This is a genomic window from Mycobacterium sp. IDUB_5 (assembly GCF_055419565.1).
The window spans coordinates 352,156-368,812 of record NZ_JBVAXX010000001.1 but is presented as its reverse complement, the minus strand read 5'-3'; the positions used below and the strand labels follow the sequence as shown (position 1 = coordinate 368,812).

At 69.6% G+C, this 16,657-nt stretch carries 6 protein-coding genes; 4 read left to right on the top strand and 2 right to left on the bottom strand.

The genetic code is table 11. The features are described from left to right. The first annotated feature begins 5 nt into the window (after positions 1–5). The 3 genes from ACZY1G_RS01770 to ACZY1G_RS01760 all read left to right on the top strand — a co-directional run bounded on the left by ACZY1G_RS01770 (position 6) and on the right by ACZY1G_RS01760 (position 12,316). Positions 6–10,946, top strand: a complete 10,941-nt coding sequence (locus ACZY1G_RS01770; RefSeq protein ID WP_463821776.1) for an SDR family NAD(P)-dependent oxidoreductase — start codon at positions 6–8, stop codon at positions 10,944–10,946. A gap of 70 nt (positions 10,947–11,016) precedes the next feature. Next, on the top strand, positions 11,017–11,511 hold the full coding sequence (locus tag ACZY1G_RS01765) for a TspO/MBR family protein (RefSeq protein ID WP_463821437.1): 495 nt from the start codon (positions 11,017–11,019) through the stop codon (positions 11,509–11,511). A 13-nt stretch (positions 11,512–11,524) separates the two neighbouring features. Further along, the gene (locus ACZY1G_RS01760; RefSeq protein WP_463821436.1) at positions 11,525–12,316 is read left to right on the top strand and encodes an SDR family oxidoreductase; all 792 of its coding nucleotides are present in this window, start codon (positions 11,525–11,527) and stop codon (positions 12,314–12,316) included. A 9-nt stretch (positions 12,317–12,325) separates the two neighbouring features. Here ACZY1G_RS01760 and ACZY1G_RS01755 read toward each other — a convergent pair whose 3' ends face one another. Continuing rightward, positions 12,326–13,372: an NAD(P)H-dependent amine dehydrogenase family protein gene (locus tag ACZY1G_RS01755; protein WP_463821775.1), complete on the bottom strand. Its 1,047-nt coding sequence runs from the start codon at positions 13,370–13,372 to the stop codon at positions 12,326–12,328. Between the two features lie 279 nt (positions 13,373–13,651). Here ACZY1G_RS01755 and ACZY1G_RS01750 point away from each other — a divergent pair, with 279 nt between their 5' ends. Then, positions 13,652–15,487 (top strand): acyl-CoA dehydrogenase, encoded by a 1,836-nt coding sequence (locus ACZY1G_RS01750; RefSeq protein ID WP_463813315.1) that lies wholly within the window; start codon positions 13,652–13,654, stop codon positions 15,485–15,487. A gap of 149 nt (positions 15,488–15,636) precedes the next feature. Here ACZY1G_RS01750 and ACZY1G_RS01745 read toward each other — a convergent pair whose 3' ends face one another. After that, positions 15,637–16,560, bottom strand: coding sequence for a TIGR03564 family F420-dependent LLM class oxidoreductase (locus ACZY1G_RS01745; protein WP_463813313.1), 924 nt, complete (start codon positions 16,558–16,560; stop codon positions 15,637–15,639). Positions 16,561–16,657: the final 97 nt, after the last annotated feature.

Genomic DNA, 16,657 nt, shown 5'->3' with positions numbered 1-16,657 from the left:
GCGGCATGGTCTCCGCTGCACATCCGAACGAGCCGGCAGCACGCTTCGCCGTCATCGGGTACGCAGCCCGACTGCCAGGGGCGCCGGACGCCGACGCCTTCTGGGACCTGCTGCACGAGGGCCGCGACGCCATCTCCGAGGTGCCCGCGGACCGCTGGAACGCCGAAGCCTTCTACGACGCCGAGCCCGGCGCCCCCGGCAAGGTGGCGACCCGGCGGGCCGGGTTCGTCGACGACGTCACCGGCTTCGATGCGCCGTTCTTCGGGATGTCGACCCGCGAAGTGCGGCAGATGGATCCGCAGCACCGCCTGCTCCTGGAGACCTCGTGGCACGCGCTCGAGCATGCGGGCATCGCGCCGTCGTCGCTCGCCGGCAGCGACACCGGCGTGTTCGTCGGGTTGGCGACCCACGACTACCTGGGCATGTTGTCCGATCAACTGGACTATCCCGAGATCGAGGCCTACATGGCCATCGGGACGTCCAATGCGGCCGCTGCCGGCCGGATCAGCTACCGACTGGGCCTGCAGGGGCCCGCGGTGGCCGTCGACACCGCGTGCAGCTCCTCGCTGGTTGCGATCCACCAGGCCTGCCAGGCGCTGCAGCTGGGCGAATGCGACCTCGCAATGGCGGGCGGGGCCAATGTCCTGCTGACCCCGGCCACGATGATCACGTTCTCCAACGCGCACATGCTGGCCCCCGACGGGCGGTGCAAGACGTTCGACGCCGCCGCCGACGGCTACGTGCGCGGCGAGGGCTGCGGGATCGTCGTCATCAAGCGGCTCGAGGACGCGGTGCGCGACGGTGACCACATCCGTGCGGTGATCCGTGGCAGCGCGATCAACCAGGACGGCGCCTCCGGCGGGTTGACCGTTCCCAACGGCGTCGCCCAGCAGCGCGTCATCGGTGCAGCGCTGCGTCGCGCCGGCGTCGCCCCCCGCGAGGTCGACTACCTCGAAGCCCACGGCACGGGGACCTCGCTGGGCGATCCGATCGAGGCACAGGCCGCCGGCGCCGCGCTCGGGGAGGGTCGCGAGGTCGACCGGCCCCTGCTGATCGGCTCGGCCAAGACCAACATCGGACACCTCGAGGCCGCCGCAGGCATCGCGGGCGTCATCAAGGTGATCCTCTCCCTCGAGCACGAAACCCTGCCCAGGCACCTGAATTTCGAGAACCCGTCGCCGCACATCCCGTGGAATCGGCTGCCCGTGGAGGTGGTCACGTCGGCGACACCCTGGCCCCGCCAGGACCGGCCGCGCATCGCCGGGGTGAGTTCGTTCGGCTTCGCCGGCACCAACGCACACGTGATCCTCGAGGAAGCCCCGCTGCTCGACACCGGCACCGAGGACGAGGTGGCCGAGGGCCCGCAGCTGCTGCCGCTGTCGGCTCGCACCCCCTCCGCGCTGCGGGCACTCGCCGGCGCGTACCGCGACTGGTGGACCGCGCATCCCGAGGCGACGCTGACCGACGTCTGTTTCACCGCGGGCGGGGCCCGCGCACACACCGAGCACCGGGCTGCGCTGGTGGCCGACTCCCGCGACGCCGCACTGGAGCTGCTGGCCGCCGTGGCTGACGACCGACCTGCGCCGGGGCTGGTGCGCGGCGAGGCCCACGACGTTCCCAAGACGGCCTGGCTGTTCACCGGGCAGGGCAGCCAGTACCCCGGCATGGCGCGCGACCTGTACGACTCCGAGCCGGTGTTCGCCGCGACTGTGGACGAGTGCGCCGATGCCGTCGCCGACCTGCTCGACACCCCGCTCCTCGATGTCGTATTCGACATCGGCAACGACACGGACAGCACGGACGCGCAGGAGGCCCTGCGGCAGACGTCCTATGCCCAGCCCGCCCTGTTCGCCGTGGAGATGGGACTGGCCCGACTGTGGCAGTCGTGGGGTCTGCAGCCCGACGTCGTGCTCGGCCACAGCGTCGGGCAGTACACCGCCGCATGTGTGGCAGGGGTGTTCGGCCTGGCCGACGGCGCCCGGTTGATGGCGTTGCGCGGCAAGCTCTTCGGCAGCCTGCCCGCCGGCGGCCGGATGGCGGCGATCTTCGCGTCCGCCGACCGGGTCGAGGCCGTGGTCGACGACATCCCGACACTGTCGGTGGCCGCCTACAACGGCGCCAACACCGTGCTGTCCGGCCCCGCAGCCGATCTCGAGAAAGCGGTCGCGACGCTGACCGCCGACAACATCCGCTGCGACTGGCTCGAGACCAGCCACGCCTTCCACTCGGCGCTGCTCGACCCGATCCTCGACGAATTCGAGGCCGCAGCATCACAATTCACGTTCGGTGCGCCGCAACGGATCCTCATCGACAACCGCACCGGCACGGCACTGGGCCGCAGCACCAGCCTCGACGGTGCGTACTGGCGCCGCCACGCCCGTCAGCCCGTCCAGTTCGCCGCGAGCATCCGGACGCTGGCGGAGATGAACTGCAAGGTGTTGGTGGAGATCGGGCCCCGGCCTGTCCTGACCGCCGCCGCCCTGACCGCCTGGCCCGACCCGGCCACCACGCCGCGGGTGATCGCCTCGCTGCGGCCCACGGTCGCAGACCGTCGGCAGATCCACGAAGCACTGGCTGACGCCTATGTGCTGGGCCACCAGCCCGATTTCGGCGCCATCCGACCCGCCGGCGCACGCGTACTCGACCTGCCGACCTACCCGTTCGAGCATCGCCGCTACTGGTTCCGCGACGAGGACGAGCAGCCGAAAGCACAGCAGGCCGGCGGTCCGCGCACGGCGACCGTCGGGCTCCTCGAAGACGGCCGCATCGACGAACTCGCAGCGCTGCTCGGCTCCTCCGCAGACGACCCGCTCGCCCGCGACATCCTGACCAAGCTTGCCGCGCACCACAATCAGCAACGCGACGCGCAGTCGATCACCGACGCCCGCTACGAGATCCGCTGGGAGCTTGCCCCGTCCGCGGGTTCCGACGTCACGGATGCGGCCTCGTGGCTCGTCATCGGTGACGACACCCAGGTGATCCGCCCACTGACGGAGCTGCTGACTGCCCGCGGACACCGGTACCGCACCGTAGGGCTGCCCCTGACCGACGCCGACGAGGCCGCCTTCACCGAGACGATGCGCGACGCCGCGGCCGATCCCGGCCTGCGCATCCTGCACGTCGGCGCGCTCGACGACGCCGGGTTCTCCATGCAGTCGCTGCTGCGGATGCAGCACAGCGTGCTGCCGGGAACTCGCCGACTGTTCCGCGCAGCGGTGGCCGCCGACGTCCGCACACCCATCTGGGTACTGACCCGCGGCGCGCTCCACGTCACCGACGGCGACGTCGTCGCCCCGCATCAGAGCTGCCTGTGGGGCTTCGGCCGCGCCGCGGCCCTCGAGGCCCCTCAGCTGTGGGGTGGGCTCGCCGACCTGGGCGCCGGCACCACCGAAGAATGGTCGGCGCTGATCGGTCGGATCAGCGCCGCTGACACCAGCGTCCGCGAGGACCAACTCGCGATCCGCGCCGACGGCCTGCACGTGCCCCGACTGACCCGGCGGACCGGGCAGCCGGTCACCAACGCCCTGCCCATCCGTTCCGGCGCGACGTATCTCGTCACCGGCGGGCTGGGCTCGATCGGCCTGGAGATCGCCGGCTACCTCGCCGCCCACGGTGCGAGGCATCTGCTGCTCACCAGCCGCCGCGCGCCCAGCGAGGCCGCCGGCGCGCGCATCGCCGCACTCTCCGAGCGGTACGGCTGCCAGGTCGAGGTCGCCACCGCCGACGTCGCCGACGCCCACGGCGTGGCCAAGCTGCTCGCGTCACGTGCCGACCGTCCGCCGCTTGCCGGCATCGTGCACGCGGCCGGGGAGATCGGCGCCAGCCCGATGAGCGCTCAGGACGACACCGAGATCGACCGGGTTTTTGCCGGAAAGGTCTGGGGTGCATGGCATCTCAGTGAAGCGGCCCGTGATCTGGCACTGGACTTCTTCATCAGCACGTCGTCGATCGCCTCGGTATGGGGCAGCTTCGGGCAGACGGCCTACGGCGCCGCCAACGCCTTCCTCGACGGGTTGTCCTGGCGGCTGCGTGATCGCGGTGTCGGGGCCACAGCTGTGAACTTCGGGCCATGGGCATCGACAGGGTCAGCAGGGATGGCCGATGCGCAGGCCCGCGCTCGACTCGAGGAGCGCGGCGTCATCACACTGTCGCCCGCCGATGCCCTGGCCGGCCTCGCCGACGCCTGTGCCGGGAATTGCGCCCAGGCCGTGGTGGCCCGCGTCGACTGGGCACGTTTCCTGCCTCTCTACGAGCAGACCGGTCGACGTGGCTTCCTCACCGAGCTCGATCGAGAACTGCCACAGCAAGCCTCGGTTGCAACCGCCGGCGGCCCCACCGAGCTGGTCACGCGCCTCACCAACGCGCCGGTCCAACAGCGCCGCAGACTGCTGATCGACTACCTGCGTGACGCCGTGGCCGAGGTGACGCGGGTGGATGTGGCAGAGGTCCGCGAGGACGCCGGCTTCTTCGACATCGGCATGGACTCCCTGATGGCCGTCGAACTGCGTGGCCGCATCGAGACCGGCGTGGGTCAACCCATTCCGGCGACCCTGGCCATGGATCATCCGCGGATCGATGCCGTCGCCGACTACCTGCTCGACGACGTACTCGGCCTCACCGACGCGCCGGCCGCCCGGGCGGCGACGGTCGCCCCCGCCGCCCGCAGCGATGAGCCGATCGCGATCGTCGCGGTGTCCTGCCGGTTCCCCGGAGCCCCCGACCCGGAGGCGTTCTGGGACGTCCTGGCCGGTGGCGTCGACGCGATCCGCGAGGTTCCCGACGACCGCTTCGACATCGACGAGTTCTACGACCCCGATCCGGACGCCCCGGGCAAGATCTACTCGCGATTCGGCGGATTCCTCGACGGGATCGACGGATTCGATCCCGAGTTCTTCGGCATCTCCCCCCGCGAGGCCGTCTGGATCGAGCCGCAGCAACGGTTGATGCTCGAAACCGTCTGGGAAGGCCTGGAACGCGCGGGCTTGTCACCTGCATCGTTGCGCGGCAGCCGCACCGGCGTGTTCACCGGCGTCGCCGCCAACGAGTACGCCCACCTGCTGTCGGCGGAGTCCATCGACAAGATCCAACCGCACTTCATCACCGGCAACGCGCTCAACGCGATCTCGGGCCGGGTGGCCTTCGCGCTCGGCCTCGAAGGTCCCGCCGTCGCAGTCGACACCGCCTGCAGCTCGGCGCTGGTGGCCGTGCACCAGGCCTGCCAGGCCCTGCACTCCGGCGATTGCGACCTGGCCGTCGCCGGTGGCGTCAACGTGCTGCTGAGCCCGGTGACCACGGTGGCGGCCTCGCGGGCCCGCATGCTCTCACCGGTGGGCCGGTGCAAGACCTTCGACGCGTCGGCGGATGGGTACGTGCGCAGCGAGGGCTGCGGTGTCCTGGTGCTCAAACGCCTCAGCGACGCCCAGCGCGACGGGGATCCGATCTGCGCCGTCATCGCCGGCAGCGGCGTCAACCAGGACGGCGCCTCGAGCGGGCTGACCGTGCCCAACGGTGGCGCCCAGCAACGGTTGATCGGGTCGGTTCTCGCCCGGGCCGGTCTCACCGGCGCGGACGTCGACTACCTCGAGGCCCACGGCACGGGTACCCCACTGGGCGATCCGATCGAGGTGCAGGCCGCCGCGGCCGCCTACGGTGACTCACGCAGCGCGCCACTGATGATGGGATCGGTGAAGACGAACATCGGCCACACCGAATCCGCCTCGGGCGCAGCCGGTCTGATCAAGGTCGTGCTGTCCCTGCAGCACGAGATGCTGCCCAAGAGCCTGCATTTCGACACCCCGTCCCCGCACATCCCGTGGGACACCCTCCCGGTGCAGGTGCTGGGGGACGCGACACCGTGGCAGGCCAAGGGCCGGCCGCGCCGCGCCGGAGTGAGTTCGTTCGGCTTCACCGGGACCAACGCCCACGTGCTGGTCGAAGAGGCACCGCCGGTGGCCGTTCCGGAGCCGGAGACAGCCCCCGTCGACACCGTGAGCGTGCTGCCGCTGTCCGCGCGGTCGCCGGAAGCGTTGGTGGCGTTGGCTCAGCGGTACGAGGCGTGGGTGAGCGCCCATCCCGAGGCCGACATCGCCGACGTGTGTCTGACCGCCGGGACGGGACGCTCCCACTTCGAGCATCGCGCCGCGCTGGTGGTCGAGTCGGTGGCCGACGCCCGTATTGGTCTGGCCGACCTGGCTGCGAACCGGTTGCGGCCCGGGGTCGTTCGCGGCGAGCACACGCATCGCCCCACGACGGCGTGGTTGTTCACCGGCCAGGGCAGTCAGTATCCGGGCATGGCGCGTGAGCTGTACCAGACGCAGCCCGTGTTCGCCGCCGCCGTGGACGAATGCTCGGCGGCGATCGATGACCTTCTCCCGACCCCGCTGCTCGAGGTGCTGTTCGCCACCGATCGCGAGACCGGGGGCCAGGCCGGAAAGCGGTTGCGACACACGTCGTTCGCGCAGCCCGCGCTCTTCGCCGTCGAGATGGGGTTGGCGCGGCTGTGGCAGTCGTGGGGCATCGAACCCGACGTCGTGCTCGGCCACAGCGTGGGGCAGTACGCGGCGGCGTGCGTGGCCGGGGTGTTCAGCCTGGCCGACGGTGCCCGGCTGATGGCCCAGCGCGGTCGGTTGTTCGGCGAGCTGCCCGAGGGCGGCCGGATGGTGGCGGTGTTCGCCGACGCCGGCAAGGTAGAACAAGCCGCCGGCGGCCATCCGCGGGTGTCGGTGGCGGCCTACAACGGCCCCAACACCGTGCTGTCCGGGCCCGGCGAGGACCTCGAGCAGATCGTCGCCACCTTCAACGAGGACGGCATCCGGTGCACCTGGCTGGAGACCAGCCACGCGTTCCACTCCGAGCTGCTCGACCCGGTTCTCGACGAGTTCCAGTCCTATGCGGCCCAATTGGACTTCGCCAGCCCGACACTGCCGCTGGTGTGCAACCGGACCGGGGCGGTGCTCACCGGTCACGCCACACTGGATGCCGAGTACTGGCGTCGACATTCCCGCCAACCCGTGCAGTTCGCGGAGAGCGTGCGCACCGTAGCGGCGTTGGGATGCTCGGTCCTGATGGAGATCGGCCCTCAGCCGGTGCTGACGGGCGCGGCCGTGCAGGTCTGGCCCGAGCACATGCCGGCGCCGCGGGCGATCGCGTCACTGCGCAAGGGTGTCGGCGATCAGCGCCAGATCGCCGACGCGCTGTCCGGGGTGTACGTCTCGGGCCACCGACCCGACTTCGCCGCGGTGTCGCACCGGGGTCGTCAGGTGCTGGAACTGCCCACCTACCCGTTCCAGCACCGACGCTTCTGGCCGAAGACGGCCGCGATCGCGATGGACGGCGGCGGAGCCGTCGGGTCGGGCATCCTGGGTGCTGAAAAGGATCTGGCCAACGGCGACACGATCTACACCAGCAGGCTGTCGGTCAAGACTCAGCCGTGGTTGTCCGACCACGTCATCTACGGCACCGTCGTCGTGCCCGGCGCGACGTACGCGGCGATGGCGCTGGCCGCCGTCAATGCCCCGGCACGCGCCACCGACGTGTTCTTCTACGAGCCGATCATTCTGCCGGAGAAGGCCTCTCGGGAAGTGCAGCTGACCCTGCATCCGGCGGCCGACGCCGGCCAGTGGTCGTTCCAGGTGCACAGCCGCGCCTACGGCGAGCAGGGGGCTGAATGGTCGCTCAACGCCGAGGGCACGGTCATCGCCGGGCGGGACGACGCAGTAACCGGCGGCGGCCCCGACAGCGATCCAGTCGAGAACGCACTCGAGCGGCTCACCCGGATGCGCCCGCAGGAACTGTTCGAGACCTTCGCCGACCTCGAGTTGGCGTGGGGCCCGAACTGGTCGGGCTCGTTGAAGTCGTTGTGGCTCGGCGACGGTGAAGCGATCGGCGACATCCTGGTCGGCGAGGAACTGACCGAGCATCTCGGCAGCGAACCGATGCACCCGGTGCTGATGGACCTCTGCACCGGCGTCGCGTTTCCCGCCTTCCCGGCGCTGCTGGCGGCCGAACAGGGCGTCTCCGACCTCTTCCTGCCGCTGCGATACGGCGAGGTCTCCGTGACGCAGCCGATGCCTCGGCGGTTCTACTGCCGCGCGACGTGGCACCAGAACGCTCTCGACAACGAAACCCAGGTGTTCGACCTCGATTTCGTCGACCGTGACGGCAACCGCCTCGGCGGAATCCGAGAGTTCACGGTCAAGCGCGCCCCCCGCGAGGCCTTACTGCGCGGGCTCGGCGGCGACACCAGCCGGCTGCTCTACACCGTGGGCTGGCACGAGGTGCCAATCCCAGAAGCCAAGCCGGACACCGATGCGGTATCGCCGAGCGGAACCTGGCTGGTCGCCAACTTCGCCGAGCTCGCGGCTGCGGTTCCCGGGGCGCTCGCGCTCGATCGGGCCACCGATACGACACCGCTGGGCCAGGTGCTGATCGAGGCGCATCAGCGTGGTGCCGGCTTCTCCGGCGTGGTCTGGCGAGCAGCCGGGCCGCAGACAGGCGCGGTGGATGTCCGTCTCGAGCAGGAGATCACCGACCTGCTCGGCGCCGTGCACGCGGTCCAGAGCGGCTCCGAAACCGGAGTGAAACTTCCGCACGGTCTCTGGATCGTCACCGAGCGGGCCGTCGCCTGCGAGTCGGGCGAACCGGTCGACCCGGTGCAGGCGGCCCTGTGGGGCTTCGGGCGTACCGCGGTCAACGAGGAACCGGCGCTGCGTCCCCGCCTGGTGGACTGCGACGGCTCGGCTGAGGCGGTCGCGGTGCTGGCCGGTTTGGTGGCCCAGCCCGTCGACGAGCCGGAAGTGGCCGTCCGCCAAGGGAAGTTGCTGGCATCGCGGTTGCTGCCGTGGGCCCGCGGCGGTCACCTGAGCGTCCCACGATCCAGCGACTACGTGCTGGCGCCCACGGAACGCGGCGCGATCGACAACCTGCGGCTGACCGAGACCGAGGTGGACCCGCCCGCCAACGGATACGTGCAGGTGCGCGTCGAGGCCGCGGGGCTGAACTTCCGCGACGTGCTCAACGTGCTCGGCCTCTACCCCGGCGATCCAGGAGCCATCGGCGGCGACTTCGCCGGCACGGTCACCCAGCTCGGCGACGGTGTCACCGGACTCGCTGTGGGACAGCGCGTCTACGGCTCCATGCAGGGCGCGTTCGCGAGCCGGTTCAACGTGCCCGGCCAGTTCCTCGCGCCGATTCCCGACGGCATCAGCGCGGTGGAGGCCGCGACGATCCCTGCCGCCGCGCTGACGGTCCGGTTGTCGTTCGACTGGGCGCAGCTGAAGCCCGGCGACAAGGTGCTGATCCACGCCGCCAGCGGTGGCGTGGGCCTGGCGGCGGTCCAGATGGCACAGCGCTGCGGCGCCGAGGTGTACGCCACCGCGAGCACCTTCAAGCGGGACACGCTGCGCCGGCTGGGCGTGAAGTACGTCTATGACTCGCGCACAACGGAATTCGCCGACCAGATCCTGGCCGACACCGACGGTGCCGGCGTGGACGTGGTGCTCAACAGCCTGACGAGCGAAGGATTCATCGACGCGACGCTGCGCGCCACGGCCCAGGGCGGCCGGTTCGCCGAGATCGCCAAGCGCGACATCTGGACCACCGAGCAGATGGCTGCCGCCCGCCCCGACATCGCCTACGAGATCGTCGCGCTGGACACGGTCATGTTCACCGAGCCCGATCGCATCCGCGATCTGCTCACCGAGGTGTCCGACGGGCTGGCCCAGGGCGAGTGGACACCGCTGCCCGCCGAGATCTACCCGCTGACCGAGGCGAGGTCCGCGTTCCGGCGCATGCAGCAGGCCCGCCACATCGGCAAGATCGTGCTGCAGATGCCGACCCCGTTGCAGCCGCAGCCTGATCGGACCTATCTGATCACGGGCGGGCTCGGTGCGATCGGGCTCCACACCGCAGCGCACCTGGCTCAGCTGGGCGCGGGTGACCTGGTGCTCACCAGCCGCCGTGCCCCGTCGACAGAAGCCCAGGCACTCATCGACGACATCACCGAGCGGTATCGCTGCCGCGTGCACGTCGTCACCGCCGATATCGGTGACGAAGAGGACGTGCGCCGGCTACTCGGGCACATCCGTGCCGAGCTGCCACCACTCGGCGGTGTCCTGCATCTGGCCGGGGTGCTCGACGATGCGTTGCTGTCCGGTCTGGATCTCGACCGGTTCCGGACGACGTTGGCGCCGAAGGCATTCGGCGCGTCTCATCTGGATCGGCTGACCAGGGACGACGACCTCGAATTCTTCATCGTGTCGTCGTCGGTGTCGAGTGTGTTCGGCTCCCCCGGCCAGGCCAACTACGCGACCGCCAACGCGTTCCTCGACGGCCTCATCGCCCAGCGACGCGCTGCCGGCCTGCCGGCGACCGGCGTCAACTTCGGCCCCTGGGGCCGGGGCGGGATGGCGTCGTCGGAGGCGGCGAGCGCGAACATCAGCGCCCAGGGGTTGATCCCGCTGGAACCCTCGGCCGCGCTCGGGGCGCTGGCCGAGGTGGTGGCCAACGGGACCGGGCAGGCGACGGTGATCAAGGCCAACTGGCAGCGCGCGGCCAAGGTGCTGGGCGCGGCACGTCCGCCGATCCTGGACCTGGTGTTGCCGCGCGACGGCGGCGAGGTGACCGGGGACAGTGAGCTGCTGCGCCAGCTGCAGGAGATCCCCGTGCCTGCGCGGGCCGGCTTCGTCACCGAGTTCCTGCAGCGCGAGGTGCAGAACTTCCTGCGCCTGGCACAGCCGCCCGCGGCGTCGGCGCGGTTCCTGGACCTGGGGACGGATTCGCTGATGGCGATCGAGCTGCGGAACCGGTTGCACAGCCAGTTCGGTGGCGCCTTCACGATCAACGCGACCGCGGTGTTCGACTACCCGTCGATCGGCGGGCTGGCCGAGTACCTGGTGGGCCAGCTGCCCGACGCGGAACCACCGGCTGAGGCAGAGCAGTCCGGGTAAATCGAACGGAATTCCGACGTCGTGACCGCGCCGGCCGGCGGCGTACAGCCGCCGGGTAGGGTGGTTCGGCATGGTCGACACCCAGCAGCCGACGCGCTCCAAAAACGTTATCGCGCTCGCGATCTCGGTGGCTGCGGTCGTCGTGGCGTCGGCACTGGGCGGGCTGGCGTCGGCGACGTCGGCCGAGGATTACGCCCGGCTGCAGCAGCCGGGGTGGGCGCCGCCGTCCTGGGTGTTCGGTCTCGTGTGGACGCTGCTGTACACGATGATGGCCGTGGCGGCGTGGCTGGTCTGGCGCAGCGGGCCGTCGCAGGACACCCGGTCAGCGCTCGGCGCCTACGCCGCTCAGCTGGTGCTCAACGCCGCGTGGACGCCGCTGTTCTTCGGCCTCGGGTGGCGCGGCATCGCATTCGCCGAACTGAGCGTGCTGTGGCTGATCCTGATCGGCACCGTCGTCCTGTTCTTCCGCCGAAGCGCACCGGCCGGCTGGCTCCTCGTCCCCTATCTCGCGTGGACGACGTTCGCCTTGTGTCTCAATTTCGCTGTCTGGCAACTGAATTCCTGAGGAGGAGCAATCCATGACCAGATCGGTGTTCATCACCGGTGGAGCGACCGGAATCGGCCGGGCCACCGCCCTGCTCCTCGCCCAGCGCGGCTACTTCGTCGGCGCCTACGACATCGACGACGAGCGGCTGGCCGTCCTCGAGCGTGACCTTCAGGCGGTGGGCGGTCGCGGTGTCGTCGGCCATCTCGACGTCACCGACGCCGAGGAGATGGCCCGTCGACTGGCCGAGTTCCACGAAACCGCAGGCGGCAGGCTCGACGTCCTGATCAACAACGCGGGGCTACTCAATGCCGGCCGCTTCGAGGAGATTCCGCTCGATGTGCACCACCGCGAGGTCGAGGTCAACGTCAAAGGCGTCGTGAACGGTCTGCACGCGGGATTCCCCTATCTGAAGAGCACCCGCGGCGCCGTGGTGGTGAACCTGGGTTCGGCGTCGGCGATCTACGGCCAGGCCGAGCTCGCCAACTACAGCGCGACCAAGTTCTTCGTCCGCGCCATGACCGAGGCGCTGAACCTGGAGTGGGCCCGCCACGACATCCGGGTGATCGACATGTGGCCGCTGTACGTGAACACCGCGATGACCCGCGACGTCAGCACCGGCACCACCACCTCGCTGGGTATCCGGCTCACCGCGCAGGACATCGCGGAAGGCATTGCCGCCGCGATCGAACCCACCCTGACCCGAAAGGTGCTGCGGCAGGTGCACTTCCCGGTCGGCACCCAGGCCAAGGCCTTGGCGGCCGGGGCCCGGTTCTCCCCGGCGTGGCTCACCCGGTTGGTCAACAAGCGCCTCGCCGGGCACTGATCGGGGGGCTCAGGCCCAGCGGGTCGCCTCGACCTCGGTCGCGAGCGGGGGATGCAGCGGGACGTCGAGCCCGTCGTAGATGCCCGGCTTCTGGGTGACCAACCAGCCGATGGCGCCCAGCAGGCGGTTGGCCGCGGTGGTGTTGCCGCCGTCGGCGCGGCTCCCGCCGGGCACGTCGGCCCTCGTCACGATGGTCAGTTGCGGATCGCCGTCGACGATCACACGGTGATCGCCCACCCCTTGATCTGGCTGCGGCCACTGCGGGGCGCACGTGGGGTGAATGCGCGTGATGTGTTCGACGATCACGCGTTGCGTGCCGCCGGCCCAGCCGATGACGCGCAGGAAGAAAGCGCCTTGAGTGCCCTTCTCGAACCGACCCATCACCGTGTCCACGGTGTCCTCGAGCGGTAACCGCTCGACCTCCTCGGTGATCTCGTCGATCTCGATGCCCAAACCGCGGCCGATGAGGCGGATGTTGCCGCCCCACACCATCGTCGGGATCGAGGGCAGCAGCATCATCGGCGTCTCCTCCATCGGCCCGCCGAATCCGCAGGACACCTTCACCGCGTAGGGCTGGTCGTAGGTGGAGTAGTCGAAGATCTCCTGGCAGGTGATCGTGCGGATGCGGGTGCACAGACCGGCGGCCGTCACGGCCAGCGCGTCGTTGGCCCAGCCGGGGTCGACACCGCTTACCAGCAACGACGCTCCACCTTCTTCGGCGGCCGCGGTGAGGCGCTGCACCCACTCGGGCGGGGCGGACGCCGGGTCGTAGAGCGAGTACAGCGAGGGCGTGACGACGTGCGCGCCGGCACGAAGGCAACGCTCTATGTCGGTGACCGCATCGTCGGGCCGGATGTCACCGGAGGCCATGTAGGCCACCGCGTCTACGTGGCCCAGTACCGCGTCGACGTCGGTACTGGCCTCGATTCCCGTCGGCGCGTCCAGTCCGGCGAACGTCGCCGCATCCCGGCCCGCTTTGTCCGGCGACGAGGTGAGGACCGCCGTCAAACGCAACCCCGGAAACGCGGTGACGGACCTGATCGCCGTCGCGCCCATGTTGCCCGTTCCCCACACTCCGACACCGATGCTGGACACCATCTCTCCAACCCTAGACACCGAAACGTGACGATCATCACAAGGGGGTATAAGGCCAGCTCAGGCAGCGGATTGCCGCGAAAATCGAGGCCCGGCCAACTGCTGGGTTGGTTAGCGCGCAGAAATTGCTCACAGTGATCTTGCGTTGAAGTTACCGGGCGGTATAGTTAGCCGCAGTTACTGGTGGGTAACTTGCTGTGAGTACCCAACCGCATGTGGCGTTCTCGACGAGGAGGAAAAGTGAGCCACTACAAGAGCAATGTTCGCGACCAGGTGTTCAACCTGTTCGAGGTTCTCGGGGTCGACAAGGCGTTGGGTCAGGGTTCGTATGCCGACCTCGACGTCGAGACCGCCGTCGACATGCTGGGCGAGATCGCCCGGCTCGCGGAGGGCCCCGTCGCGGCGTCCTTCGAAGAGGGTGACCGCAACCCGCCCGTCTTCGATCCGAAGACCCACACGGTGACGCTGCCCGAGGCGTTCAAGAAATCCGTCCGCGCCGTCGTCGAGGGTGGCTGGGACAAGCTGTCCGTCAGCGAGGAGCTCGGCGGAACGCCGATGCCCAGCGCGCTGTCGTGGGCCCTGCAGGAGCACATCCTCGGCGCCAACCCGGCCGTCTACATGTACGCGATGGGCGCCGGATTCGCCGACATCTTCTACCACCTCGGCACCGAAGAGCAGAAGAAGTGGGCCATGATCGCCGCCGAGCGTGGCTGGGGCTCCACCATGGTGCTGACCGAGCCCGACGCGGGCTCCGATGTGGGCGCAGGCCGCACCAAGGCCGTCCAGCAGCCCGATGGCACGTGGCACATCGACGGCGTGAAGCGTTTCATCACCTCGGCCGATTCGGACGACCTGTTCGAGAACATCATGCATCTGGTGCTGGCACGCCCCGAGGGTGCAGGCCCGGGTACCAAGGGTCTGTCGCTGTTCTTCGTGCCGAAGTTCCACTTCGATCCCGAGACCGGTGAGCCCGGCGAGCGCAACGGCGTCTTCGTCACCAACGTCGAGCACAAGATGGGCCTGAAGGTCTCGGCCACCTGTGAGCTCTCGCTCGGCCAGCACGGCACCCCCGCCGTCGGTTGGCTCGTCGGCGAGGTACACGACGGCATCGCGCAGATGTTCGACGTGATCGAGCAGGCCCGAATGATGGTGGGCACCAAGGCTATTGCCACGCTGTCGACCGGCTACCTGAACGCGCTGGAGTACGCCAAGTCGCGCGTGCAGGGTGCCGACCTGACCCAGATGACCGACAAGACCGCGCCGCGCGTGACCATCACGCACCACCCGGACGTGCGTCGCTCGCTGATGACCCAGAAGGCCTACGCCGAGGGTCTGCGCGCGCTGTACCTGTTCACCGCCACGCACCAGGACGCCGAGGTGGCCAAGGCCATTCACGGCATCGAGCCGGAACTGGCCGTCAAGGTCAACGACCTGATGCTCCCGATCGTCAAGGGTGTCGGCTCGGAGCAGGCCTACGCGAAGCTGACCGAGTCGCTGCAGACGTTCGGCGGATCGGGCTTCCTGCAGGACTACCCGATCGAGCAGTACATCCGCGACGCCAAGATCGACTCGCTGTACGAGGGCACCACCGCCATCCAGGCGCAGGACTTCTTCTTCCGCAAGATCGTCCGCGACAAGGGTGTGGCGCTGGCGCACGTGGCCGGCCAGATCGAGCAGTTCGTGAAGTCCGAGACCGGCAACGGGCGGCTGAAGTCCGAGCGTGCGCTGCTGGCGACCGCGCTGGAGGACGTGCAGGGCATGGCCGCCACGCTGACCGGCTACCTGATGGCCGCGCAGGACGATGCCGCGAGCATCTACAAGGTGGGCCTCGGCTCGGTGCGCTTCCTGATGAGCGTCGGCGACCTGATGCTCGGCTGGCTGCTGCAGCGCCAGGCCGCGGTGGCGATCGAGAAGCTCGACGCCGGCGCGACCGGTGACGAGCGGGCCTTCTACGAGGGCAAGCTCGCTGTCGCGTCGTTCTTCGCGAAGAACATGCTGCCGATGCTGACCAGCACCCGCGCGATCCTCGACAACCTCGACAACGAGGTCATGGAGCTGGACGAAGCGGCCTTCTAGACCGCCTCATCCACGAGACGCCCCCGGACTCTTCCCGGGGGCGTCTTGCGTTGCCTGGGCGTGGGGCCCCCACGAAGTAGGGGACAGACGCGAACTCGCATGTTGTCGCGGCGTGTCGGCGTGAGTTCGCGTCTGGTCGCGGGAAGAACTCAGCCCAGTGAGCGGAGGAAGGCCCGGGTGCGGTCCCGCACCTCCGGATCGGCCGCGAAGACAGCGGCGACGAACTCGTCGACACCCGCCGACCCGAGGTCGGCGAGCCGGTCACGCACCGTCGCCTCGTCGCCGATGATCGCCGCGTCCTGCGGCCCGGCATACCCCTCGCGATCGAGCATCGCCCGATACGACGGCAGCGTGCCGTAGATCGCGAACTGTTCGGCGGCCTCCGCGCGCAACGCGTCGGGATCGTCGGTCACCGCGATCGGCAGCGCCGCGACGACGCGCACCGCATCCTCCGGGCGGCCCGCATCCGCGGCGGCCTGCCGCAGCGACGGGCTGACGTGCCCGCTCAGCGTCGCCGGTCCCGTCATCCACGTACACGTGCCCGACGTCCGTCGCCCCGCCAACCGCAGCATCTGCGGCCCCAGTGCGGCGATGTACACGTCGGGGCGCGGCGCTCCGGGCACCACCAGCGCCCCGCGCGTCGTCACCGTCTCACCGGAGGCGGCGGCCTGTTCGCCGGCCAGCAGAGGTAGCAACCCGTCCAGGTACTCGTTGAGCCGTCGCACCGGCTTGTCCCACGGGATGCCCCACATTCCCTCCGTCACGGCGGCGTGGGTCATGCCGAGGCCGAGCACGAACCGGCCCTGGGAGGCGAGGCTGACGGTCAGCGCGGCCTGCGCCATGTGCATGGGGTGTTGGTTCTGGATCGGGATGACGCCGCTGGCCGCCTCGATCGTGTCGACCTCGCGCAGCGCGATGGCCAGGACGGTCAGGAGGTCGGGCTCGTGGGGCAGCTGGCTCATCCAGACGCGGCCGAAGCCCTCGTCGCGCAGCTGCGTGAGGTAGGCGATGGTGGCGTCGATGGGCGAACCGCCGGCGAGGCCGGAGAGCTGTCCGAACATGCTGATCTGCATGCTCAAAATGTAAGAGCCCCGTGTTGCCGTCGGGTCGGGGGGTCAGACGGCAACACGGAGCTATCAGGTGTATCGACGACCCCCGCCGAGGCGTTAC